This window comes from Streptomyces sp. A1277, assembly GCF_004795015.1.
Taxonomy (GTDB): Bacteria; Actinomycetota; Actinomycetes; order Streptomycetales; family Streptomycetaceae; genus Streptomyces.
In genome coordinates this window covers 67,159-87,845 of record NZ_SSBI01000023.1, presented here as the reverse complement: position 1 = coordinate 87,845, position 20,687 = coordinate 67,159, and the positions used below count along the sequence as shown (strand labels likewise).

Here is a 20,687-nt window from a genome sequence, read left to right as displayed (position 1 = left end):
CGCTCCACCCGGCACCGTCGTCCCCGTCCCCACGGAAGCGGTGGCGCCGTCGCGTGGGAGGGCACCGTCGACCGCCGAGGCGGGCGGCGGTCACCCTGCCGCCACCGGGGCGAGCTCCGTGTCCCTGCGGACCAGGGCGGCGTACCGCCCGCCCTGCTGAAGCAGTTCCTCGTGGGTGCCGCGCTCCGCTGTGCGGCCGCTGTCGAGGACGACGATCTGGTCGGCGTCGCGGACGGTGGAGAGCCGGTGCGCGATGGTGATCGTGGTACGTCCGGCGGAGAGGGCATCGATCGCCTCCTGCACGGCGAATTCGGTACGGGTGTCCAACGCGCTCGTCGCCTCGTCGAGGATCAGCACCGGGGGGTCGCGCAGGATCGTGCGCGCGATGGCCAGGCGCTGCTTCTCGCCTCCCGAGAAGCGGTAGCCGCGTTCACCGACGAGGGTGTCGTATCCATCGGGGAGCGAGGCGATGTGGTCGTGGATCTGTGCCGCGCGGGCCGCCGCCTCTATCTCCTCGTCGGTCGCGTCGGGCTTCGCGAAGCGCAGGTTCTCGGCGACCGAGGCATGGAAGAGGTACGTCTCCTGCGAGACCACGCCGACCGCCCGGGCAAGGGTGTCGAAGTCCAGCTCGCGCACATCGATCCCGTCGAGCGTCACCCGGCCGCCGGTCACGTCGTAGAGCCGGGGCACGAGGTAGCTGAGGGTGGACTTGCCGGAACCGGTGGGGCCGACGACGGCCAGGCCGGCGCCTGCGGGCACGGTGATGTCGACGCCGCTGAGGGTCGGGCCGCTCGTCTCGTCGTAGCTGAAGTCCACGTTCTCGAAGCGGACCTCGCCGCGGATCTTCTCCAGGCGCACCGGGTTCTCCGGCTCGGTGATGTCCACGGTGAGGTCGAGGTATTCGAAGATCCGCTGGAAGAGCGCGAGCGACGTCTGCATCTGCACCCCGGTGGAGAGCAGGCTCACGGCGGGGCGGAACAGTCCCTGCTGGAGCGAGACGAAGGCGACGAGCGTGCCGATCGAGACGGCGGGCCCGCCGGACTGCAGGGCTATGCCCGCGGCCCAGTAGATGACGGCCGGCATGGCGGCCATGACGATGCCGATCGTCGACATCCGCCAGCGCCCGGCCATGCTGGAGCGCACTTCGAGGTCGACCAGCCGCTCGGACTCCTCGGCGAAGCCCTGGGTCAGCGAGTCGGAACGGCCCATCGTGCGGCCGAGCAGGATGCCGCTGACGGAGAGCGACTCGGTGACGGTGGCCGCCATGGCGGCCATCTGCTTCTGGCGCTGGGTGGTGATCTTCTTGCGCTCGCGGCCCACCCGGCGGCTGATCCAGACGAAGACCGGCAGCAGGAGGAGCGAGACGACGGTGAGCCGCCAGTCGAGCGCGAGCATGGCGACGACGGTGGCGATCACGGCGGTGAGGTTGGAGACGAGCGAGGTGGCCGTCGAGGTGACGGTCGCCTGCATGCCGCCGATGTCGTTGGCGATCCGGGACTGGACCTCACCCGTGCGGGTCCTGGTGAAGAAGGCGAGCGGCATCCGCTGCAGCTGGGTGTAGACGGCGGTGCGCAGGTCGTGCATGACGCGCTGGCCGACAGTGGTCGAGATGAGGGTCTGCAGTACGCCGAAGACGCTGTTCATCACGGCGGTCAGGATCATGCCGAGAGCGAGCAGCGAGAGCAGCCCGGTCCGCCCCTGCGGGATGGCGGTGTCCAGGATCTCGCGCAGCAGGAACGGCGAGGCGACCGAGACCAGTGACGAGGCGCCGACGAGCACTCCGACGACGGCGAGGCGGCCGCGGTACGGCCGGAAGAGGCGGAGGATGCGGCGCAGCTCGGCGGGTGGCCGGTCGGCATCCCTGGGCGGGGGTGTCCACGTGGGTTCGTCGGGTTTCATGGGCTCCTTCGTCGGGCGTGCGGCTACGGGGCGGGACGTGTGCGGCCGTCCCTGGCGGCCGCACACGCCCGCGGTGTGCGGGGCAGGGCCGTCCGGGCGCGGAATCGCGACTCTGACGGCCGAGCCGAAAGAGAGCATAGCTCATTGTTACCCCTACTCACAATGAACCAAATCCTGATAGTGTTCCTCCCATGGATTCCCCCGACCCCGACGGCCTGCTCGCCGAACAGCTGCTGCGGCTGACGCGCAGGCTCCAGCGCATTCAGAGCCGCCAGCTGGAGCCGATCGGCATCACGCCCGCGCAGTTCCGGCTGCTGCGCACCGTGGCGCACTACGACGGGCCGCCCCGGATGGCGGACCTCGCGCAGCGCCTCGACGTCGTCCCCCGTGCCGTGACCACGTTGGTGGACGGCCTGGAGGCCGGGGGCCGGGTGCGGCGTGTCCCCGATCCTGACAGCCGCAGAGTGGTCCGGATCGAGATCACGGACGAGGGCATCGACACGCTCCGCTCACTGCGCGACGCGCGTCGGGCGGCCGCAGAGGAGATCCTGGCTCCATTGACCGGCGATCAGCGCGAGGTGCTCGGCGGTCTGCTGACCGCTCTCGTCAACGGAATGCCGGAGCGCCGCTGCTGACCGGACCGGGGAGTGTCGCAGCGCCGAGCCGCCGCATCGCCAAGCCGCCGAGGAGACCTCACCATGCCGCTGCTTGAGCCGAATCCCGACACGTTGCGCCCCGCGGCGGCGCGCCCGCCCTCCCCCGACCGCGTGCCCGACGGCCGGGCGCAGGGCACCCCCGAACCGCTGCGCGAGGAGCTGACCGCCCTGCGCTCTCCGGTCGCTGGAAGGCCCGCAAGGCGTTCGTCACCGCGGTCGGCGGCTCCCGCCCCTCGGGCACGACGCTGACCACGGAGGACTTCGCCGTCCCGCCCTCGCGGCTGGCCGACGCCTGCGAGGCGCTGCTCGCGCTCCAGGCCGAGGGCGACCCGCCCCGGCCCCGCCTCCCGCCCCGGCCCCGACTCCCGCTCCGGCTCCGGCTCCCGCCCCGGCCCCGACTCCCGCTCCGGCTCCGGCTCCCGCCCCGGCTCCGACTCCCGCTCCGGCTCCGGCTCCGGCTGAGGCTGAGGCGTGCGCCGACGGCCGGTCAGGCGCGCAGGCTCGCCCGGTCGCCCATCACCACGACCGGATGCTGCTTCGGGTCCAGGGTGCGCAGCAGCTTCTCCATGGCCGGCTTCGACACACTCACACAGGCCGAAGTGCCGCTGCCGTGGTCCATGTGCAGCCAGATGCTGCCGCCCTTCGACTGGCCCTGCGGGCGCGTCGGGTCGTTCGGCGGGGTGCCCTTGACCCGGTTGTAGTCGATGGCGATGACGTAGTCGAAGTCGTGCCAGTGGGACTTGGCCCAGTAGTGCGGAGCCTGGATGGACGCCGACTGCGTGTACGGGAGGAGCGCGCCGGGGTCGGCCAGCACGCCGCCCGCGTCGCTGAGGGTGAAGACGCCGACCGGGCTGCGCTTGTCGTCCTCGTGGTGGTTGGCCGCCCAGCCCTTCTTGCCGTTGTGCGCCTTCCAGTCGGCGACCTCGTCCCAGGTGGAGCCGGACTTGGTGTAGAGCACGACGGTGGAGTCCGCGGAGTCCTTGCCCGCGCCGTAGACGGCGACGACCTGACGGGACTCGGCCGGGATCTGCGACTGGAGCCGGTCGCCCACATCGGGGATGCGCTTTAGGCCGGTGGTCTGCTCCTTCTGCTCGCCCTTCTCGGCGGCGGCCGACCGCTCGGCGCCGCTCTTCTTCGTGTCCTGTCCGTCGCCGCAGGACGTCAGGGTCGTGAGCAGGACACCACAGGCGGCCGCCGAGACCACCACTCGTACCGCACCGGCTATATGCATCTGCCCATGCTCGCACTTGGTGACGTGCGCCTTCGCCCGCCCCAGGGGGGCCCGGCGAAAGCGTGCCGAATCTTTACCCGCCCCCGGCTGCCCGGTCGCACCGGCCGACCCCGCCCGACCCCGCCCGTCCGCGGCCGACCCCGGCCGGACCGTACAGCCCACCACCGGCCCCGATAAAAGCGTTTGCCGCGTCCCCGGTGATACGCGAGGCTTGCACGGTTTGGTTCCCCGCCTGCGAACCCCCGCAGGCGGCCCGGTGTTTCTCCCGACGTGTTCCCGGGGCCCCTCGCGGGTCCCGGCCTCTTCCGATTCCTTTGGGACGTCATGCACATTCGCGATCTTCCGTACCCGGATCCCGGCGATCCCGATGTCCGCTCAGGCCCGCGCTTTCTGTACTGGCTGGGCCGCAATCAGCTCCGCGGGCAGCTCAAGTCCCTGTTCTGGGGCCTTCTGCACCAGTGCTCCATCGCGGGCTATCCGCTCACCGTCGGACTGGCCGTCCAGGCGATCATCGACCGCTCCGGTGGGCGGATCGCGCTGGCGGGCGGCCTGACCGGGCTGCTCGGTGTGCTGACCGCGGTGAGCGACACCATGCTCCACCGCAGCGCGATCACCAACTGGATCACCGCCGCGGCCCGGGTGCAGCAACTGCTGTCCCGCAAGACCGCCGAGTTGGGCTCGGCGCTGACCCGCAGGGTCGCCGCGGGCGAGGTGGTGGCGGTCTCCACCGGTGACGTGGAGAAGATCGGCTGGTTCGTCGAGTCGCTCTCCCGCTTCCTGGCCGCCGCGGCGGTCCTGGTCGTCGTCAGCGTCGGTCTCCTTCTCTACCTCCCCTCCCTGGGCATCCTCGTGGCGATCGCCATGCCCTTCCTGGCGCTGTCCGTACTGCCGTTGCTGCCGCGCGCCACCCGGCGTGCCGACGCCCAGCGCGAGAAGGCGGGCAAGGCCACCGAACTGGCCTCGGACACCGTGGCCGGGCTGCGCGTACTGCGGGGCATCGGCGGCGAGGACCTGTTCCTGGACCGCTACCGGCGCGCTTCCCAGGAGGTCCGCAAGGCCGCCGTGCACAACGCCCGCATGTGGTCGCTCATCTCCGCGGTCCAGGTCCTGCTGCCGGGCGTACTGCTGCTCGCCCTGGTCGTCTACGGGGCCTCCCTGGCGCGGGACGGGAAGATCGAGGTCGGCCAGCTGGTGACGGTGTACAGCGCGGCGACCCTGACACTGTTCCCTCTGCGCCACTTCGAGGAGATCGCCATGGCGTACTCCTTCTCCCGGCCCTCCGCGCAGCGCGCCGTGCGGGTGCTGTCGCTGAGCCGGACCACCCGTGCGGCCACGGCCGGCACCGTCCCCACCGGCGACCTGTACGACCCGGTCACCGGGCTGCTCGCACCCCAGGGCCTGTTCACCGCCGTGGTCTGCGGCGACCCCGACGAGGCGGGCCGGCTGGCGGAACGGCTCGGCGGGCACGCCCAGCCCGAGGTGCGCGAAGAGGAGGCCGACGCCCCGGACGCCCCCGGGCAGCCGTCGGTCCTGCTGGGCGGCGTCCCCCTGGACGAGTTGGAGCTGGACGCGGCGCGGACCGCCGTCCTGGTCCAGGACAAGGACCCGGTCCTGCTCTCGGGCACGCTGCGTGAACTGCTGGATGTGCCGTCGTCCGGCCGGGTGACGGCCGGTGCCGCCCTGTCGGCCGCCCAGTGCGACGACGTCCTGGCCGCGCTGGCGCAGGCGTCCCCCGGACCGGGCGGTGAACCGCTGGACACCCGGATCACCGAACGCGGCCGGTCGCTCTCCGGCGGCCAGCGTCAGCGGCTCGCGCTGGCCCGGTCGCTGATCACCGACCCGGACACGCTCGTCCTGGACGAGCCCACTTCCGCCGTCGACTCGCACACCGAGGCCCGCGTCGCCGCGGGCGTGAAGGCGCTGCGCACGAGCCGTACGACCGTCGCCTTCTCCTCGTCGCCGCTGCTGCTGGACCTGGCCGACCGGGTGGCGCTGGTCCACGGGGGCACGGTGGTGGCGGCCGGTACGCACCGCGAGCTGCTGCGCACCGAGGAGCGGTACCGGGACGTCGTCACCCGCGACACGGGCGACGAGACGGTGGCCGCACCCGGGCGGAACGAAGAGATCGGCACGAACGAGGAAATCGAGGAGAGGGCATGATCGGCATCGCCCCACCGGCCTACGACCCGGCGGCCCCGGAGTCGGCCACGACCCTGCCGGTCGGCAGCCCCGCGACCGTACGCGCCTACGTGCGGGGGCTGATCCGGCGCCACCGGCGCCCGTTCATCGTGGTGACCGTGCTCAACACGCTCGCGGTGACCGCCTCGATCGTGGGCCCGTACCTGCTGGGCGGGCTCGTCGAGGATCTGTCCGACGGCGTCACCGACCTGCATCTGGAGCGCGCGGCCGTCGTGTTCGCGGTCGCGCTGGTCGTGCAGACGGTGGCCACCCGGATGATGCGGCTGCGCAGCGCGATGCTGGGCGAGGAGATGCTCGCCGATCTGCGCGAGGACTTCCTGGTGCGCTCGGTGCGGCTGCCCCCGGGCGTGCTGGAGCGGGCCGGCACGGGTGACCTGCTGTCCCGGATCACGACGGACGTCGACCGGCTCGCCAACGCGATGCGCGAGGCGGTGCCGCAGCTGACCATCGGCGTGGTGTGGGCGGGCCTGCTCGTCGCCGCCCTCACGATCACCGCTCCCCCGCTGGGCCTGGCGGTGCTCGTGGCGCTGCCGGTGCTGTTGATCGGCTGCCGCTGGTACTTCCGCCGGGCGCCCTCGGCGTACCGCTCGGAGGCCGCCGGTTACGCGGCGGTCGCGGCGGCGCTCGCGGAGACGGTGGACGCCGGGCGGACCGTGGAGGCGCACCGGCTGGGTGCGCGCCGGGTCGCCCTGTCGGACCGGCGCATCAAGGAGTGGACCGCTTGGGAGCGGTACACGATGTTCCTGCGCTCGGTGCTCTTTCCCGTCATCAACGCGACGTACGCGACGATCGTCGGCGCGGTCCTGCTGCTGGGCGGCTGGTTCGTCATCGAGGGGTACCTCACCGTCGGCCAGGTCACGACCTGCGCGCTGCTCGGCCAGATGATGGTGGACCCGATCGGTCTGATCCTGCGCTGGTACGACGAGTTGCAGGTCGCCCAGGTGTCGCTGGCGCGCCTGGTGGGCGTCCGGGAGATCGAGCCGGAGGCGGGCGACGCCGCGGTGGTCCCGGACGGCCGGAACGTGTGCGCCGACGAGGTGCGCTTCGGGTACGTGGACGGGGTCGACGTGCTGCACCGGGTGTCGCTGGACGTCGCGCCGGGTACGCGGCTGGCGCTGGTCGGCCCGTCGGGCGCGGGCAAGTCGACGCTGGGCCGGCTGCTGGCGGGGATCTACGCGCCGCGGACCGGTGAGGTCACGCTCGGGGGCGCACAGCTGTCGCGGATGCCTACGGAGCGGGTCCGTTCCCATGTGGCGCTGGTCAACCAGGAGCACCATGTGTTCGTCGGTTCGCTGCGGGACAACCTGCTGCTGGCCCGTACGGACGCCGAGGACGCGGAGCTGTGGGCGTCGCTCGCGGCGGTCGACGCGGACGGCTGGGCGAGGGCGCTCGACGCGGGTCTCGACTCCGAGGTCGGCTCGGGCGGTCTGGTGATCACACCGGCGCAGGCGCAGCAGATCGCGCTGGCCCGGCTGGTCCTGGCCGACCCGCACACACTGGTCCTGGACGAGGCGACCTCGCTGCTCGACCCGCGCGCGGCCCGGCACCTGGAGCGGTCGCTGGCCCGGGTGCTGGACGGCCGTACGGTCGTGGCCATCGCCCATCGGCTGCACACCGCGCACGACGCGGATCTGATCGCGGTGGTGGAGCAGGGCAGGATCAGTGAGCTCGGCAGCCATGACGAGCTGGTGGCGGCGGACGGCGCGTACGCGGCGCTGTGGCGGTCCTGGCACGGCGTCAGATGACGTTCATCGCGGCTGCCGCGCCCACTCCCCCGAGCACCATGAACACCGGCATCAGCACCTTGATCTCCACCCAGCTGCCGGCTCTGAAGCGCATGGCCTTCGGCGGGCCGATGGGGTACCAGCGTTTGCGGCCGACCGGAATCGGCCACAGGATCGGGCAGCCGGACACGGTCAGCGCGTCCCCGATGTCGTGGACGAGGGCGCCGAGCACGATGGGCAGCCCGAGCCAGAGGTATTCCTGGCCGGGATCGGTGAAGAGCCAGTCGGAGCCGTTGCCCGGCTGGTCGAGGATGCCGGCGAGGATCCACGCGCTGGTCGCCCCCAGCAGCCACACCAGGACGTCGCTGGAGACCCGGGCGGCCCGCCACAGCAGGCCCTCGACGGCGAGGACCAGGTGGACGAAGAGGATGCCCAGCACGGCCCAGCGGCCGCCGGTGATCGCCGCGGCCGAGGCGCCCGCGCCGATCAGGACCGCCCAGACCCAGGTGTGGGTCAGGGTGCGGTGGCCGCCGTTGCGCGTGGAGTCGCCGCGCATCCGGGTGGCCTTGTAGACGGCGTGCGAGAGCTTGTCGACGACCTCGCACACTCCGCGTGAGACCGGTCCGAAGGCGCGCGAGATGGTCGCCGACTTGTGGTCGAGGTCGGGGGCCAGCGCCGCTCCCGCGCTGATCAGCGCGCCGACGACGAGGACGGGCCACGGCATGGTGTGACCGGCGGCAGCCGCGGCGGCACCCACCCCCAGCCAGGCCGCTGCCCCGGACAGTGAGTGCGCCGGTCCCATCATGACTGCTGAGCCCCCCGTGGATGTCGCCGAGAGCGCCAGGCGGTGCCTGTGCGCGGGATCCGGCCACCGCCGTTGCGGCGTGGCCGAGTTGAGAGGGCAGCGTATCGTCCGTGATCTTCCTGCCGTCGTCCGGTTCCCTCATCGGGACCGAAGGCAGGCAAGATGGGGGCGTGACCCTTATCGATCAGCTGCCCCCGACCGACGACCCCGACGCCCTCTTCGAGGCATTCTCGTCCTGGACCGAGACGCAGGGGATCACCCTCTATCCCGCTCAGGAGGAGGCGCTGATCGAGGTGGTCTCCGGGGCCAACGTGATCCTTTCCACGCCCACCGGGTCCGGGAAGAGCCTGGTCGCGGCGGGTGCGCACTTCACCGCCCTGGCCCAGGACAAGGTCACCTTCTACACCGCCCCGATCAAGGCGCTGGTCTCGGAGAAGTTCTTCGACCTGTGCAAGCTGTTCGGCACGGAGAACGTCGGCATGCTGACCGGGGACGCCTCGGTCAACGCCGACGCCCCGGTGATCTGCTGCACCGCCGAGGTGCTGGCCTCCATCGCTCTGCGTGACGGGAAGTACGCGGACATCGGCCAGGTCGTCATGGACGAGTTCCACTTCTACGCGGAGCCGGACCGGGGCTGGGCCTGGCAGATCCCGCTGCTGGAGCTTCCGCAGGCCCAGTTCGTCCTGATGTCGGCGACGCTCGGTGACGTCCGGATGTTCGAGGAGGACCTGACGCGGCGCACCGGCCGCCCGACCTCCGTGGTCCGCTCGGCGACCCGGCCGGTGCCGCTGAGCTACGAGTACCGGCTGACGCCGATCACCGAGACGATCACCGAGCTCCTGGAGACCCGGCAGTCGCCGGTGTACATCGTGCACTTCACCCAGGCGGCGGCGGTGGAGCGGGCGCAGTCGCTGATGAGCATCAACATGTGCACCAAGGAGGAGAAGGAGAAGATCGCCGATCTGATCGGCAACTTCCGCTTCACCACCAAGTTCGGCCAGAACCTCTCGCGTTATGTGCGGCACGGCATCGGCGTGCACCACGCCGGCATGCTCCCGAAGTACCGCCGGCTGGTGGAGAAGCTGGCGCAGGCCGGTCTGCTGAAGGTGATCTGCGGTACGGACACGCTCGGCGTCGGCGTCAACGTACCGATCCGGACGGTGCTGTTCACCGCCCTCACCAAGTACGACGGCACCCGGGTGCGGACGCTGCGGGCCCGCGAGTTCCACCAGATCGCCGGCCGGGCCGGGCGGGCGGGCTTCGACACGGCCGGCCTCGTCGTCGCCCAGGCGCCCGAGCACGTCATCGAGAACGAGAAGGCGGTCAAGAAGGCCGGTGACGACCCGAAGAAGAAGCGCAAGGTCGTCCGCAAGAAGGCTCCCGAGGGCTTCGTGGCCTGGTCGGAGACCACGTTCGACAAGCTGATCCAGTCCGATCCGGAGCCGCTGACCTCCCGTTTCCGGGTCACGCACACCATGTTGCTGTCCGTGATCGCCCGCCCGGGCAACGCCTTCGAGGCGATGCGGCATCTGCTGGAGGACAACCACGAGCCGCGCCGGGCGCAGCTGCGGCACATCCGCCGGGCCATCGCGATCTACCGTTCGCTGCTGGACGGCGGCGTGGTGGAGCAGCTGGACGAGCCGGACGCGGAGGGCCGTATCGTGCGGCTGACCGTCGACCTCCAGCAGGACTTCGCGCTGAACCAGCCGCTGTCCACGTTCGCGCTCGCCGCGTTCGAGCTGCTGGACCCGGACTCGCCGTCGTACGCGCTGGACATGGTGTCGGTGGTGGAGTCGACGCTGGACGACCCGCGCCAGATCCTGGCCGCGCAGCAGAACAAGGCGCGCGGCGAGGCGGTCGGGCAGATGAAGGCCGACGGGATCGAGTACGAGGAGCGGATGGAGCTGCTCCAGGAGGTGACGTACCCGAAGCCTCTGAGCGACCTGCTGTGGCACGCGTACGACGTCTACCGGCGCAGCCACCCGTGGGTGGGCGACCACCCGGTGTCGCCGAAGTCGGTGATCCGCGACATGTACGAACGGGCCATGACCTTCACGGAGTTCACCTCGAACTACGAGCTGGCGCGTACCGAGGGGATCGTGCTGCGCTATCTGGCGAGCGCGTACAAGGCGCTGGAGCACACCATCCCGGACGACATCAAGTCCGAGGACCTGGAGGATCTGATCGCCTGGCTCGGGGAGATGGTCCGTCAGGTCGACTCCAGCCTTCTCGACGAGTGGGAGCAGCTGGCCAATCCGGAGGTGGAGACGGCCGAGCAGGCGCAGGAGCGGGCCGACGAGGTCAAGCCGGTCACGGCGAACGCCCGTGCCTTCCGGGTGCTGGTGCGCAACGCGATGTTCCGCCGGGTGGAGCTGGCCGCGCTGGACCGGGTCCGCGACCTCGGCGGCCTGGACGCGGACGCGGGCTGGGACGAGGACGCGTGGGGCGAGGCGATGGACGCGTACTGGGACGAGTACGAGGAGCTGGGCACCGGTCCCGACGCGCGCGGCCCGAAGCTGCTGAAGATCGACGAGGACGCCGCGCACGGTGTGTGGCGGGTCCGTCAGACGTTCGCCGACCCGAACGGCGACCATGACTGGGGCATCAGCGCCGAGGTCGATCTCGCGGCGTCGGACGAGGAGGGCCGGGCGGTCGTGCGGGTCACCTCCGTGGGCCAGCTGTGAGCGGGCGCGCGTTGTCACCGCGAGAGTGGAGAGGAACGGCATGACGAACCCCGCCGAGCGCCTGGTCGACCTGCTCGACCTGGAGCGGATCGAGGTCAACATCTTCCGCGGCCGCAGCCCCGACGAGTCCCTGCAACGGGTCTTCGGCGGGCAGGTGGCGGGGCAGGCGCTGGTGGCCGCCGGCCGCACCACGGACGGGGACCGGCCGGTGCACTCGCTGCACGCCTACTTCCTGCGGCCGGGCCGGCCGGGCGTGCCGATCGTCTACGACGTCGAGCGGGTCAGGGACGGCAGGTCGTTCACCACCCGCCGGGTGACGGCCGTGCAGCAGGGTCGGACGATCTTCAACCTGACGGCGTCGTTCCACCGCCCGGAGGAGGCGGGCTTCGAGCACCAGCTGCCGCCCGCCCGCGTCGTGCCCGGTCCCGAGGAGCTGCCGACGGTCGCCGAGGAGGTGCGCGAGCATCTGGGCGGGCTGCCGGAGGCCCTGGAGCGGATGGCGCGGCGGCAGCCGTTCGACATCCGCTACGTCGACCGGCTTCGCTGGACGCGGGAGGAGGTCGAGGGCGCCGACCCGCGCAGCGCGGTGTGGATGCGTGCGGTGGGCCCGCTGGGCGACGACCCGCTGGTGCACACGTGCGCGCTGACGTACGCGAGCGACATGACGCTGCTGGACGCGGTCCGCATCCCGGTGGAGCCGCTGTGGGGACCGCGCGGCTTCGACATGGCGTCGCTGGACCATGCCATGTGGTTCCACCGGCCGTTCCGGGCGGACGAGTGGTTCCTGTACGACCAGGAGTCGCCGATCGCCACGAGCGGGCGGGGGCTGGCGCGCGGCCGGATCTACGACCGTGCGGGCAATCTGCTGGTGTCGGTGGTGCAGGAGGGGCTGTTCCGGCGGCTGGGCGACGGCCCGTCGGCGTAACGGCTCAGATGCCGGGCAGCGCGTCCTGCTCGACCTCGTGCCGCCGGTGGCGGACGGCCGGCGGCGCGGGGTGCAGTTTGGCGTCGCAGGAGGGGCCGAGGCCGGTGCGGCAGGACGCGGTGCCGGTGAGCGGCCGTCCGCACAGGCGGCAGCGCACGGTACGGGGGCCGGCGGCTGCGGCGGCGCCGGGCAGCGGCTCCGTCCCGGGGGCGGCTTCGGGTGACTCCACGCGGTGATCCTCTCAGGTGCCGGGGCTGCTGTTCGACGTCCCGGTCACTACAACGGAGGAGCACGCACGCGGCCGGCGTCCTGAACGTGCTGCCCGTCCCCGCGGGGAAGAAGGCGCGGGAGGGGCGAGGCGGCCACGGGTCCCGCCGCGTCGTTCAGCCATGTCGTCACCGTCAGGGACGGGCCCGCCGGTGAGTCGCGGGTGCTCGCCCATCTGGAGCGCGAACTGCCGCCGGGCGGCGTACCGGCCTGCTTCGGCGCGCGCGGGGGCGGCGCCCGCTCCTTCGTCCTGTGGGCCGATCCGGAGCGCCGCTCCCGGCTGACGGGCCGGTGAGGTGGCGTCAGACCCGTGCGCGGCCGTCGGTACCCGAGCACAGGGCCCAGATGATGAAGACGTCGATGGCGATGAGCACGATGGACCACAGCGGGTAGTACGGCAGCCAGAGGAAGTTGGCCAGGGCGCCGAACCCGGCGAGCACCACACCCACGGCCCGCGCCCACAGGGCCCCGGTGAACAGAGCGAAGCCGGCGAGCACGATGACGATGCCGAGGATGAGGTGGATCCAGCCCCAGCCCGTCAGGTTGAACTCGAAGACGTAGTTGCGGGTGGCGACGAAGACGTCGTCCTTGGCGATGGCGGAGATCCCCTGGAGGATCGCCATGGCGCCGCCGAAGACCATCAGGACCGCGGCGAATGCGGTCCAGCCCGTTCTGAAGGGATGGTGTGAGCCGTCGGTGCCGTGTGTCGTCTGTGCTGCGCTTCCGGTGCCGGCCATCTCGGGCCTCCTTCTGCTGGCACGGTCGCCCGGCGGAAACGGTGTGCCGCACCGGGCATTCCGGTTCCAGCGTGGCACGGGCGGGAGGGTCCGGCAGAACGGCGGGCAGTTGCCGTGCGGTGCCACTCGCACCTCCGCCGACCTGGGGTTATGATCGCGCGGCCGCATGCCGGTCCGCGCGGAGGGACGGCCGGGGCGTCGTCGGGGCCGCGGCCCGTCGTCACCGTGAAAGGACCTGCCCATGACCGAGATCGTCCCCGTGTCCGGACCCGAACTGGTCACGTACGCCGATGAGCTGGCCGCCCTGCTGGTGGAGACCGTCGACGGCGGATCGTCGGTGGGGTTCCTCGCGCCCCTGGACCGGGGCGCCGCCGCCGCGTGGTGGCGGGAGCGGGCCGCCACCGTGGACGCCGGGCGCCAGCAGGTGTGGCTCGCCCGGGACGGGGAACGCATCGCGGGAACGATCGGCCTGGCCCGGGCGCCCCTGCCCAACGCCCGCCACCGCGCGGAGGTGGCCAAACTGATGGTCCGCCCGTCCGCGCGCGGCCGCGGTCTCGGCCGGGCGCTGCTGGACGCGGTCGAGCGCGCGGCGGGCGAGGACGGCATCACGCTGCTGATCCTGGACACGGAGAGCGGCAGCCCGGCGGAGCGGCTGTACCGGTCGGCCGGCTGGACGGAGTGCGGGTCGGTCCCGGACTACGCCGGCGACCCGTCCGGGGTCCTGAAGCCGACGACCTTCTACTACAAGGCGGCCGGGTGCGTACCCCGGGAGCCCCGGGCGTAAGAATGGGCGGGAAGACACCGACGAGGAGACCTTCATGACGCTGTACGACATCCCGCTGCGCACCCTCACCGGCGAGCCGACCACGCTGGGCGCCTACCGCGGCCGGGCGGTGCTACTGGTGAACGTCGCATCGCAGTGCGGCCTGACCCCGCAGTACGCCGGGCTGGAACGGCTCCAGAAGGAGTACGGGGACCGCGGTCTCACCGTGCTCGGCGTGCCGTGCAACCAGTTCGCCGGCCAGGAGCCGGGGAGCGCGGAGGAGATCCAGGCATTCTGCTCGACGACGTACGGGGTGACCTTCCCGCTGCTGGAGAAGACCGACGTCAACGGTGCCGGCCGGCACCCTCTGTACGCGGAGCTGACCCGGCTCGCGGACGCGGACGGCGAGGCCGGGGACGTCCAGTGGAACTTCGAGAAGTTCCTGATCTCGCCGGCCGGTGAGCCGGTCGCCCGTATCCGTCCGCGCACGGAGCCGGAGGCCCCGGAGCTCGTGGCCGCCATCGAGGCCCAGCTCCCGGCCGCCTAGGTTCGGCCGTCAGGCGTGGCTCAGCAGCAGGGAGCCCTTGGGGTAGGTGACACCGCCGTCCACGTTCGCCACCTGGACGCGGACCGGGGTGCCCTCCTTGATGTTGCCGGTCTTCCACGGGGTGCAGTAGGGGGAGGTGTGGCCGCGGGTGGTGGCGGTGCGGTCCCAGGTGCCGTCCCGGCCGATGTCGAGCTTCACCTCGATGCTCCAGCCGTCCGACGAGGTGTCGCAGGCGCGGATCGAATCGCCGGGGGCGCCGCCGTAGGGGTCGGCGTTCCACTCCCCGTACCCGCCGAAGGTCGCGTCGACCGTCCGGGGCTCGGCGGACGCCGTTGCCTGTGCGGCGATGACGAGCCCGAACGCCGCGGCGGCGGCCGCCGCGACCCGTATCCCACCGGACCCCACCATGCCCTGCCCCCTTCGTCACCCGGTCACGATCTGCACGGGGAATCTACAGGTACATGGCAGACACACACCATCGTGAGCGGTACACGCGATCCGGCCCCCGCCTCCTGACGTGGTGACAGGAAGCGGGGGCCGGGGCGTGCTCCGGGCCGCGGAGGGCCGTCAGCGGATCGGCATGCCGGAGAGCGTGCGGGCGATGACCAGGCGCTGGATCTCGCTCGTCCCCTCGAAGATCGTGTAGATCGCGGCGTCCCGGTGCATGCGCTCCACCGGGTATTCGCGGGTGAAGCCGTTGCCGCCGAGGATCTGGATCGCCTGGGCGGTGACCTTCTTGGCGGTCTCGCTCGCGTACAGCTTGGACATGGAGCCCTCGGCGGACTCGAACGGCTTGCCGGTGGTGGCCATCCAGGAGGCGCGCCAGACCAGCAGGCGGGCCGCGTCGATCTGGGTCCGCATGTCGGCGAGCTGGAAGGCGACGCCCTGGTTGTCGATGATCGGGCGGCCGAACTGGGTCCGGGTCCTGGCGTAGTCGAGCGCCACCTCGTACGCGGCACGGGCGGTGCCGACGGCCATGGCGCCGACGGCCGGGCGGGACGCCTCGAACGTGGCCATCGCCGCGTTCTTCACACGCTCGCCACCGGAGGCGGCACGCTCGCGGGCGCGGGCCAGGCGCTGGTCGAGCTTCTCCTTGCCGCCGAGCAGGCAGTGGCCCGGCACGCGCACGTCCTCCAGGACGACCTCGGCGGTGTGCGAGGCGCGGATGCCGTGCTTCTTGAACTTCTGGCCCTGCGACAGACCGGGGGTGTTCGGCGGCACGATGAAGGAGGCGTGCCCCTTGGAGCCGAGTTCGGGGTCGACGACCGCGACCACCACGTGGACGTTGGCGATGCCGCCGTTGGTCGCCCAGGTCTTGGTGCCGTTGAGCACCCACTCGTCCTTGGCCTGGTCGTAGACCGCGCGGGTGCGCATCGACGCGACGTCGGAACCGGCGTCGGGCTCGGACGAGCAGAAGGCCGCGACCTTCACGTCGTCGGCGTCCCCGTACATCTGCGGGATCCAGGTGCCGATCTGCTCCTCGGTGCCGTTGGCGAGGACGCCGACTGCCGCCAGGCCCGTACCCACGATCGACAGGGCGATGCCGGCGTCGCCCCAGAACAGCTCCTCCATGGCCATCGGGATGCCGAGCCCCGTAGGATCGAAGAACTGCTGGGCGTAGAAGTCGAGGGAGTAGATCCCGACCTTCGCCGCCTCCTGGATGACGGGCCAGGGCGTTTCCTCACGCTCGTCCCACTCCGAGGCGGCCGGACGGATCACGTCCGCGGCGAAGCCGTGAAGCCAGTCACGGACCTGCTTCTGGTCGTCATTGAGCTCGAGCGTGAACTCGGCCATGTTCCCCTCCACGTGCTGCCTCGAAACGCCTCGTTACTTGCGGTAACAACAGTGTGTTACCGGCAAGTAGCCTCTGTCAACCGCGTGAGACGCCATCCGCACCGCGCCCGACAGGGTGTTACGTTGCGCAGGCAGGACGGACAGGCACGTCAGGGGTGGGAGAAACGACATGGAGACCACACGACAGGCCGGGGGCCAGCGGACCGCGGCCGAGCGCCGTCGTCGCGAGCTGCTCGAGGCCGCCGACCGCGTGGTGCTCAGGGACGGCCCCGGAGCCTCGATGAACGCCATCGCGGCCGAAGCGGGAATCACCAAGCCCATCCTCTACCGGCACTTCGGCGACAAGGGCGGCCTCTACCGCGCCCTCGCCAAGCGGCACACCGACGCCCTGCTGAGCGCCCTGCGCGCCGCCCTCGACGCACCCGCCGACCGCCGCCGGCGGGTCGAGGCGACGCTCGACACCTACCTCGCGGCCATCGAGGCGCGCCCGCAGGTCTACCGCTTCCTGATGCACCCGTCCGACGACGCCACCCCCTCCCCCGAGCAGGGTTTCGACGTCGGCCGGCACTCCGCCCCGCTGCTGCGCCGCCTGGGCGAGGAACTCGCCACCGTCATCGCCGAGCGGGTCGACCTCGGCCCGGACAGCCAGGCGATGGCCCGCATCTGGGGCCACGGCATCGTCGGCATGATGCACGCGGCGGGCGACTGGTGGCTGGGCGAACGCCCGTGCTCCCGCGAGCAGTTGGTACAGAGCCTGGCCGACCTCCTGTGGGGCAGGCTGGCCGCCGCCGGTGACCGCCCGGGCGGCCCCGGCTTCTGACGGGCCGCCGGTCAGCCGGTGCGGCCCCAGGGGGCCCGGCGGGCCGCGCGCAACACCCGCGCCCGACGCAGACCGGTCAGCCGGTCGGTGTAGACCCGGCCGTCGAGGTGGTCGCACTCGTGCTGGAGGCAGCGCGCGAAGAAACCGGTCCCGGCGATCCGCACCGGCTCGCCCTCCACCGTCACCCCCTCCACCACGGCGTGGTCGAAGCGCGGCGTACCGGCCTCCAGACCCGGCAGCGAGAGGCAGCCCTCAGGGCCGCGCACGGTGACGCCGTCCGCCTCGACCAGCGTGGGGTTGACCACGTGGCCCAGGTGGCGCACGTCCTCGTCGTCGGGGCAGTCGAAGACGAACACCCTTGACGGCACGCCGATCTGGTTGGCGGCGAGCCCGACACCGCGCGCCTCGTACATCGTGGCGTACATGTCCTCGACGAGCCGGGCGAGCGCGGGACCGAAGTCCGTGACCGGCTCGCACGCCGCGTGCAGGACCGGGTCACCGAGCAGGCTCATGGTCCGGACGATTCCGGAACTGCCGGGGATCGGGCGGTTTCGCATGGCGGTCATCGTACGTTCCGCACGGCTGCCCCGGACACGTCGACCGCCCCGCATCCGGCCTCGTCAACTCCCGCGCTCCGGTCACCCGGCCGGGCCGGGAGGAAGCGGTTCGGGCTGTTTGCCGGCCCACCTAGTTCACATGGCTGACCAACACACACATGCATGACCGTTGACGTGCCCATGGCGTCACTCTACGGTCGATGGAAAGCGCTTGCTCCGGGCCGGACGCAAGTCCGTTCCGTCGTTCCGTACCCTCCCCCCACCTGGAGTCGAACGATGCAGATCAAACCCGTTCTCGCATGTGCCGGCCTGCTGGCCGGTTCGCTCGCCGCCCTGGGCGCCACCGCTCAGGCCGCTCCCGCGCACGAAACCGCTTCCGTGCGACTGGCCGCCGCGGCGCTGTACGTGGCGCCGGACGGCACCGCCGACGCGGCGGGCACGGAGTCGGACCCCACCACACTGTCCTCGGCGGTCAGCCGGGTCGGCTCCGGCGGGACGATCTATCTGCGCGGCGGCAGGTACCACTACGGGCAGACGGTCACCATCCCGCCGGGCAACGACGGCACGTCCGGCGCGCGCACCACGATGGCCGCCTACCCGGGCGAGCAACCGGTGCTGAACTTCTCGGAGATGAGCGAGGACCCGGCCAACCGCGGGCTCGCGGTGAACGGCGCCTACTGGCACATCGACGGCATCACGGTCGAGCGTGCCGGTGACAACGGCATCTTCGTCGGCGGCAGCAACAACGTCATCGAGCACGTCGTGACGCGCTTCAACCACGACTCGGGCCTGCAGATCTCACGGATCTCCTCCAGTACCCCCCACGACGAGTGGCCCGCCGACAACCTCGTCCTGAGCTCGGAGTCGCACGACAACGCCGACTCGGACGGCGAGGACGCCGACGGCTTCGCCGCCAAGCTCACCTCGGGCCCCGGCAACGTCTTCCGCTACACGGTCTCCCACAACAACATCGACGACGGCTGGGACCTCTACACCAAGAAGGTCACCGGCCCCATCGGCCCGGTGACCATCGAGGACTCCCTCTCGTACGACAACGGCACCCTCTCGGACGGGACGGTGAACGACGACGGCGACCGCAACGGGTTCAAGCTCGGCGGCGACGGCATCGAGGTCGGCCACATCGTGCGGCGCAACATCGCCTACGGCAACGGGCACCACGGGTTCACGTACAACAGCAACCCCGGCTCCATGACGGTGTCGGACAACATCGGCATCGACAACGAGGAGCGCAACTTCTCCTTCGACAAGGGGACTTCGGTGTTCCGCGGCAACACCTCCTGCCGCAGCGGCAGCGGCTCCAACGACAAGGCCATCGGGGACGCGGACAGCTCCAACCAGTTCTGGTCGGGCTCGAACGGCTCCCGGTGCTCCGCGTACGAAGGCGCCCTGCAGTGGTCGTTCGCCTCGGACGGCCGCCTCGTGGTGTCCTTCGGCGGGACCGTGGTGACGCCGTAACGCATCTTCGCGGTGCCGGGGGGCGGCCCCCCGGCACCGTTCGCCTCATTCCTCCCGCAGGCTCGTGATCAGGTCGCGCGGCAGGCCGTGCGTGTCGTGGAGGTAGTGGAAGTCCTCGTCGGTCAGCGGCCCCCGGAACCGGGGCCGGGCGAGCACCTGGCGGCCCCGCTCCAGGAGCCCGGTGAACCGGGTCTCCTCCTCGGCCAGCACCCGCAGCACCACGCCGGGGTCCAGGTCCTGCCGGAAGTGGTCCAGGGTGTGCCGGACCAGTTCGGGCGGCAGGTCGCCGAGGGTGCGCGACGGGTCCTCGCGCCGGAGCACGGTCAGCACCCGTCGCAGCAGGCGCCGCAGCACGTACCCCCGCCCGGTGGCGGACGGGCGCACCCCGTCCCCGAGGACGACGGCGGCGGACCGCAGGTGGTCGCAGACCAGCCGCAGCGACGGCTCGTCCAGCGGCCACAGCCCCGGTACGAGGCGGCGCCAGGGGTCGAAGACGTCGCATTCGAAGACCGACCGCCTGCCCTGGAGCAGCGTGGCCAGCCGTTCAAGACCGAGCCCCGTGTCGACATTGCGCCGGGGAAGCGGCACGAGGGAGCCGTCGTCGAGCCGGCGGTGGCTCATCGTGACGTGGTTCCACACCTCCACCCAGCGCTCGTCCCGGGTGGGGGTGGAGGTGGGCGGGCCCTCACCGCTCCACAGGAAGATCTCCGAATCGGGGCCGCACGGTCCGACCGGGCCGTTGGACCACCAGTTGTCCTCCACGGTGAGTTCGACGGGGACGCCGAGCTCCTGCCACAGCCGCAGGGAGGCCGTGTCCTGCTCGGTCCGCTCGTCACCGGCGTACACGGTGGCGTACAGCAGGCCGGGGTCGACGCCGAGCCCCTCGGTGAGCAGCCCGTATCCCCAGTCGAGGCTGCGCGGGCCGCCGTAGTCGCCCAGCGACCAGGTGCCGAGCATCTCGAAGACGGTCAGGTGGGTGGCGTCCCCGACTTCGTCCAGGTCGGTGGTGCGCAGACAGCGCTGTACGTTGACGAGCCGGCTGCCCAGCGGGTGGGGGCGGCCCTCCAGGTACGGGATGAGCGGGTGCATGCCGGACGTGGTGAAGAGCACCGGGTCTCCGGGCGGCGGCAGCAGCGTGGAGCCGACGACGCGGCGGTGGCCGCGCTCCTCGAAGTACTCGACGAATGTGCGGGTCAGCTGTTCTGTATCCATGGGGATGACTCCTTCGCGTCACAGCGGGGGAGGCACCGGAGAACGGGACCCGTTCAGTCACCCGGCCGGGGCAGGAACACCGCGGCACCACCGACGGACCGTTTCCGGTCGCCGGGGGGAGGGAAGGTCAGACGGCGGCAACCGGCGAGCTGGTCGCTCGCGCGGTCGCGGTGATGGTCAGGCCGTTGACGTCCATACGGCGACGTTAACGCGCCCCGGGCCGTCCGCGCACCCGGATTCGCCCGCCGGCAAGGGCGTCGGGAACGCGGCGGCACTCCCCCGCGTCCTCCATTCCACGGGAACTCCACGTGCCGGACGGTGCCGCCGTGCCGTCACCGCGCCGGACATCGATAGGCTGGGCGGCGGACCGATGCAAGGAGGATCTAGGACG

At 71.6% G+C, this 20,687-nt stretch carries 19 protein-coding genes and 1 pseudogene; 11 read left to right on the top strand and 9 right to left on the bottom strand.

The genetic code is table 11. From position 1 onward, the window contains the following. Positions 1–90 precede the first annotated feature (90 nt). Positions 91–1,899 carry an ABC transporter ATP-binding protein gene (locus E6R18_RS17525; protein WP_136317825.1) on the bottom strand — a complete coding sequence of 603 codons (1,809 nt, stop codon included), beginning with the start codon at positions 1,897–1,899 and terminating at the stop codon, positions 91–93. Between the two features lie 191 nt (positions 1,900–2,090). On the opposite strand from E6R18_RS17525, the gene E6R18_RS17520 reads away from it, so the two are divergent. Continuing rightward, complete coding sequence (locus tag E6R18_RS17520; protein WP_136317824.1) at positions 2,091–2,534, top strand: MarR family transcriptional regulator; 444 nt, start codon at positions 2,091–2,093, stop codon at positions 2,532–2,534. A gap of 194 nt (positions 2,535–2,728) precedes the next feature. Further along, a pseudogene (locus E6R18_RS17515) lies at positions 2,729–2,875 on the top strand (FAD-linked oxidase C-terminal domain-containing protein); the annotation flags it as partial. A 167-nt stretch (positions 2,876–3,042) separates the two neighbouring features. On the opposite strand, the gene E6R18_RS17510 reads toward E6R18_RS17515, so the two are convergent. After that, positions 3,043–3,786 (bottom strand): L,D-transpeptidase family protein, encoded by a 744-nt coding sequence (locus tag E6R18_RS17510; protein ID WP_240799768.1) that lies wholly within the window; start codon positions 3,784–3,786, stop codon positions 3,043–3,045. A 324-nt stretch (positions 3,787–4,110) separates the two neighbouring features. Here E6R18_RS17510 and E6R18_RS17505 point away from each other — a divergent pair, with 324 nt between their 5' ends. Together E6R18_RS17505 and E6R18_RS17500 are read left to right on the top strand one after the other, a co-directional pair. After that, the gene (locus E6R18_RS17505) at positions 4,111–5,946 is read left to right on the top strand and encodes an ABC transporter ATP-binding protein (protein ID WP_136317823.1); all 1,836 of its coding nucleotides are present in this window, start codon (positions 4,111–4,113) and stop codon (positions 5,944–5,946) included. Next, the gene (locus E6R18_RS17500; protein ID WP_136317822.1) at positions 5,943–7,730 is read left to right on the top strand and encodes an ABC transporter ATP-binding protein; all 1,788 of its coding nucleotides are present in this window, start codon (positions 5,943–5,945) and stop codon (positions 7,728–7,730) included. Before E6R18_RS17505 ends, E6R18_RS17500 begins: the two co-directional genes overlap by 4 nt. On the opposite strand, the gene E6R18_RS17495 is transcribed toward E6R18_RS17500, so the two are convergent. Further along, complete coding sequence (locus E6R18_RS17495; protein ID WP_136317821.1) at positions 7,723–8,514, bottom strand: metal-dependent hydrolase; 792 nt, start codon at positions 8,512–8,514, stop codon at positions 7,723–7,725. The genes E6R18_RS17500 and E6R18_RS17495 overlap by 8 nt on opposite strands. 170 nt (positions 8,515–8,684) lie before the next feature. Between E6R18_RS17495 and E6R18_RS17490 the strand changes: the two genes are divergently transcribed. Both E6R18_RS17490 and E6R18_RS17485 read left to right on the top strand, forming a co-directional pair. Beyond that, a complete protein-coding gene (locus tag E6R18_RS17490) occupies positions 8,685–11,198 on the top strand; it encodes a DEAD/DEAH box helicase (RefSeq protein WP_136317820.1) in 2,514 nt (837 codons plus the stop codon). Positions 11,199–11,238: 40 nt separating this feature from the next. Continuing rightward, positions 11,239–12,123 (top strand): acyl-CoA thioesterase II, encoded by an 885-nt coding sequence (locus E6R18_RS17485; protein ID WP_136317819.1) that lies wholly within the window; start codon positions 11,239–11,241, stop codon positions 12,121–12,123. A gap of 4 nt (positions 12,124–12,127) precedes the next feature. Here E6R18_RS17485 and E6R18_RS17480 read toward each other — a convergent pair whose 3' ends face one another. Continuing rightward, complete coding sequence (locus tag E6R18_RS17480) at positions 12,128–12,352, bottom strand: DUF6011 domain-containing protein (protein WP_136317818.1); 225 nt, start codon at positions 12,350–12,352, stop codon at positions 12,128–12,130. Positions 12,353–12,553: 201 nt separating this feature from the next. On the opposite strand from E6R18_RS17480, the gene E6R18_RS35270 reads away from it, so the two are divergent. Further along, complete coding sequence (locus tag E6R18_RS35270) at positions 12,554–12,685, top strand: hypothetical protein (RefSeq protein ID WP_276607264.1); 132 nt, start codon at positions 12,554–12,556, stop codon at positions 12,683–12,685. Positions 12,686–12,692: 7 nt separating this feature from the next. Here E6R18_RS35270 and E6R18_RS17475 read toward each other — a convergent pair whose 3' ends face one another. Then, positions 12,693–13,127: a hypothetical protein gene (locus tag E6R18_RS17475; protein WP_136317817.1), complete on the bottom strand. Its 435-nt coding sequence runs from the start codon at positions 13,125–13,127 to the stop codon at positions 12,693–12,695. 241 nt (positions 13,128–13,368) lie between these two features. Here E6R18_RS17475 and E6R18_RS17470 point away from each other — a divergent pair, with 241 nt between their 5' ends. Next, on the top strand, positions 13,369–13,911 hold the full coding sequence (locus tag E6R18_RS17470) for a GNAT family N-acetyltransferase (RefSeq protein WP_136317816.1): 543 nt from the start codon (positions 13,369–13,371) through the stop codon (positions 13,909–13,911). A gap of 34 nt (positions 13,912–13,945) precedes the next feature. Next, on the top strand, positions 13,946–14,437 hold the full coding sequence (locus E6R18_RS17465) for a glutathione peroxidase (protein WP_136317815.1): 492 nt from the start codon (positions 13,946–13,948) through the stop codon (positions 14,435–14,437). 9 nt (positions 14,438–14,446) lie between these two features. Here the strand turns inward: E6R18_RS17465 and E6R18_RS17460 are convergent, their stop codons facing one another. Further along, complete coding sequence (locus tag E6R18_RS17460; RefSeq protein WP_136317814.1) at positions 14,447–14,845, bottom strand: hypothetical protein; 399 nt, start codon at positions 14,843–14,845, stop codon at positions 14,447–14,449. 159 nt (positions 14,846–15,004) lie between these two features. Then, complete coding sequence (locus E6R18_RS17455; RefSeq protein WP_136317813.1) at positions 15,005–16,231, bottom strand: acyl-CoA dehydrogenase family protein; 1,227 nt, start codon at positions 16,229–16,231, stop codon at positions 15,005–15,007. A 169-nt stretch (positions 16,232–16,400) separates the two neighbouring features. On the opposite strand from E6R18_RS17455, the gene E6R18_RS17450 reads away from it, so the two are divergent. After that, positions 16,401–17,051 (top strand): TetR family transcriptional regulator, encoded by a 651-nt coding sequence (locus E6R18_RS17450; protein WP_136317812.1) that lies wholly within the window; start codon positions 16,401–16,403, stop codon positions 17,049–17,051. A gap of 11 nt (positions 17,052–17,062) precedes the next feature. Here E6R18_RS17450 and def read toward each other — a convergent pair whose 3' ends face one another. After that, complete coding sequence (def, locus tag E6R18_RS17445) at positions 17,063–17,617, bottom strand: peptide deformylase (RefSeq protein ID WP_136317811.1); 555 nt, start codon at positions 17,615–17,617, stop codon at positions 17,063–17,065. 267 nt (positions 17,618–17,884) lie between these two features. Between def and E6R18_RS17440 the strand changes: the two genes are divergently transcribed. Beyond that, positions 17,885–19,084, top strand: coding sequence for a right-handed parallel beta-helix repeat-containing protein (locus tag E6R18_RS17440; protein ID WP_168712385.1), 1,200 nt, complete (start codon positions 17,885–17,887; stop codon positions 19,082–19,084). A gap of 45 nt (positions 19,085–19,129) precedes the next feature. On the opposite strand, the gene E6R18_RS17435 is transcribed toward E6R18_RS17440, so the two are convergent. Next, entirely contained in the window at positions 19,130–20,296 is a 1,167-nt protein-coding gene (locus E6R18_RS17435; RefSeq protein ID WP_136317810.1) for an alanine--tRNA ligase-related protein, read from the bottom strand. Positions 20,297–20,687: the final 391 nt, after the last annotated feature.

What these genes read in the sequence shown, in the direction of transcription:
- E6R18_RS17465 (WP_136317815.1), top strand. Translation starts at nt 13,946, where the DNA reads ATGACGCTGTACGACATCCCGCTGCGCACCCTCACCGGCGAGCCGACC.
- E6R18_RS17485 (WP_136317819.1), top strand. Translation starts at nt 11,239, where the DNA reads ATGACGAACCCCGCCGAGCGCCTGGTCGACCTGCTCGACCTGGAGCGG.
- E6R18_RS17505 (WP_136317823.1), top strand. Translation starts at nt 4,111, where the DNA reads ATGCACATTCGCGATCTTCCGTACCCGGATCCCGGCGATCCCGATGTC.
- E6R18_RS17475 (WP_136317817.1), bottom strand. Translation starts at nt 13,127, where the DNA reads ATGGCCGGCACCGGAAGCGCAGCACAGACGACACACGGCACCGACGGC.
- E6R18_RS17460 (WP_136317814.1), bottom strand. Translation starts at nt 14,845, where the DNA reads ATGGTGGGGTCCGGTGGGATACGGGTCGCGGCGGCCGCCGCCGCGGCG.
- E6R18_RS17520 (WP_136317824.1), top strand. Translation starts at nt 2,091, where the DNA reads ATGGATTCCCCCGACCCCGACGGCCTGCTCGCCGAACAGCTGCTGCGG.
- E6R18_RS17495 (WP_136317821.1), bottom strand. Translation starts at nt 8,514, where the DNA reads ATGATGGGACCGGCGCACTCACTGTCCGGGGCAGCGGCCTGGCTGGGG.
- E6R18_RS17525 (WP_136317825.1), bottom strand. Translation starts at nt 1,899, where the DNA reads ATGAAACCCGACGAACCCACGTGGACACCCCCGCCCAGGGATGCCGAC.
- E6R18_RS17510 (WP_240799768.1), bottom strand. Translation starts at nt 3,786, where the DNA reads ATGCATATAGCCGGTGCGGTACGAGTGGTGGTCTCGGCGGCCGCCTGT.
- def (WP_136317811.1), bottom strand. Translation starts at nt 17,617, where the DNA reads ATGACCGCCATGCGAAACCGCCCGATCCCCGGCAGTTCCGGAATCGTC.
- E6R18_RS17455 (WP_136317813.1), bottom strand. Translation starts at nt 16,231, where the DNA reads ATGGCCGAGTTCACGCTCGAGCTCAATGACGACCAGAAGCAGGTCCGT.
- E6R18_RS17470 (WP_136317816.1), top strand. Translation starts at nt 13,369, where the DNA reads ATGACCGAGATCGTCCCCGTGTCCGGACCCGAACTGGTCACGTACGCC.
- E6R18_RS17440 (WP_168712385.1), top strand. Translation starts at nt 17,885, where the DNA reads ATGCAGATCAAACCCGTTCTCGCATGTGCCGGCCTGCTGGCCGGTTCG.
- E6R18_RS17500 (WP_136317822.1), top strand. Translation starts at nt 5,943, where the DNA reads ATGATCGGCATCGCCCCACCGGCCTACGACCCGGCGGCCCCGGAGTCG.
- E6R18_RS17450 (WP_136317812.1), top strand. Translation starts at nt 16,401, where the DNA reads ATGGAGACCACACGACAGGCCGGGGGCCAGCGGACCGCGGCCGAGCGC.
- E6R18_RS17435 (WP_136317810.1), bottom strand. Translation starts at nt 20,296, where the DNA reads ATGGATACAGAACAGCTGACCCGCACATTCGTCGAGTACTTCGAGGAG.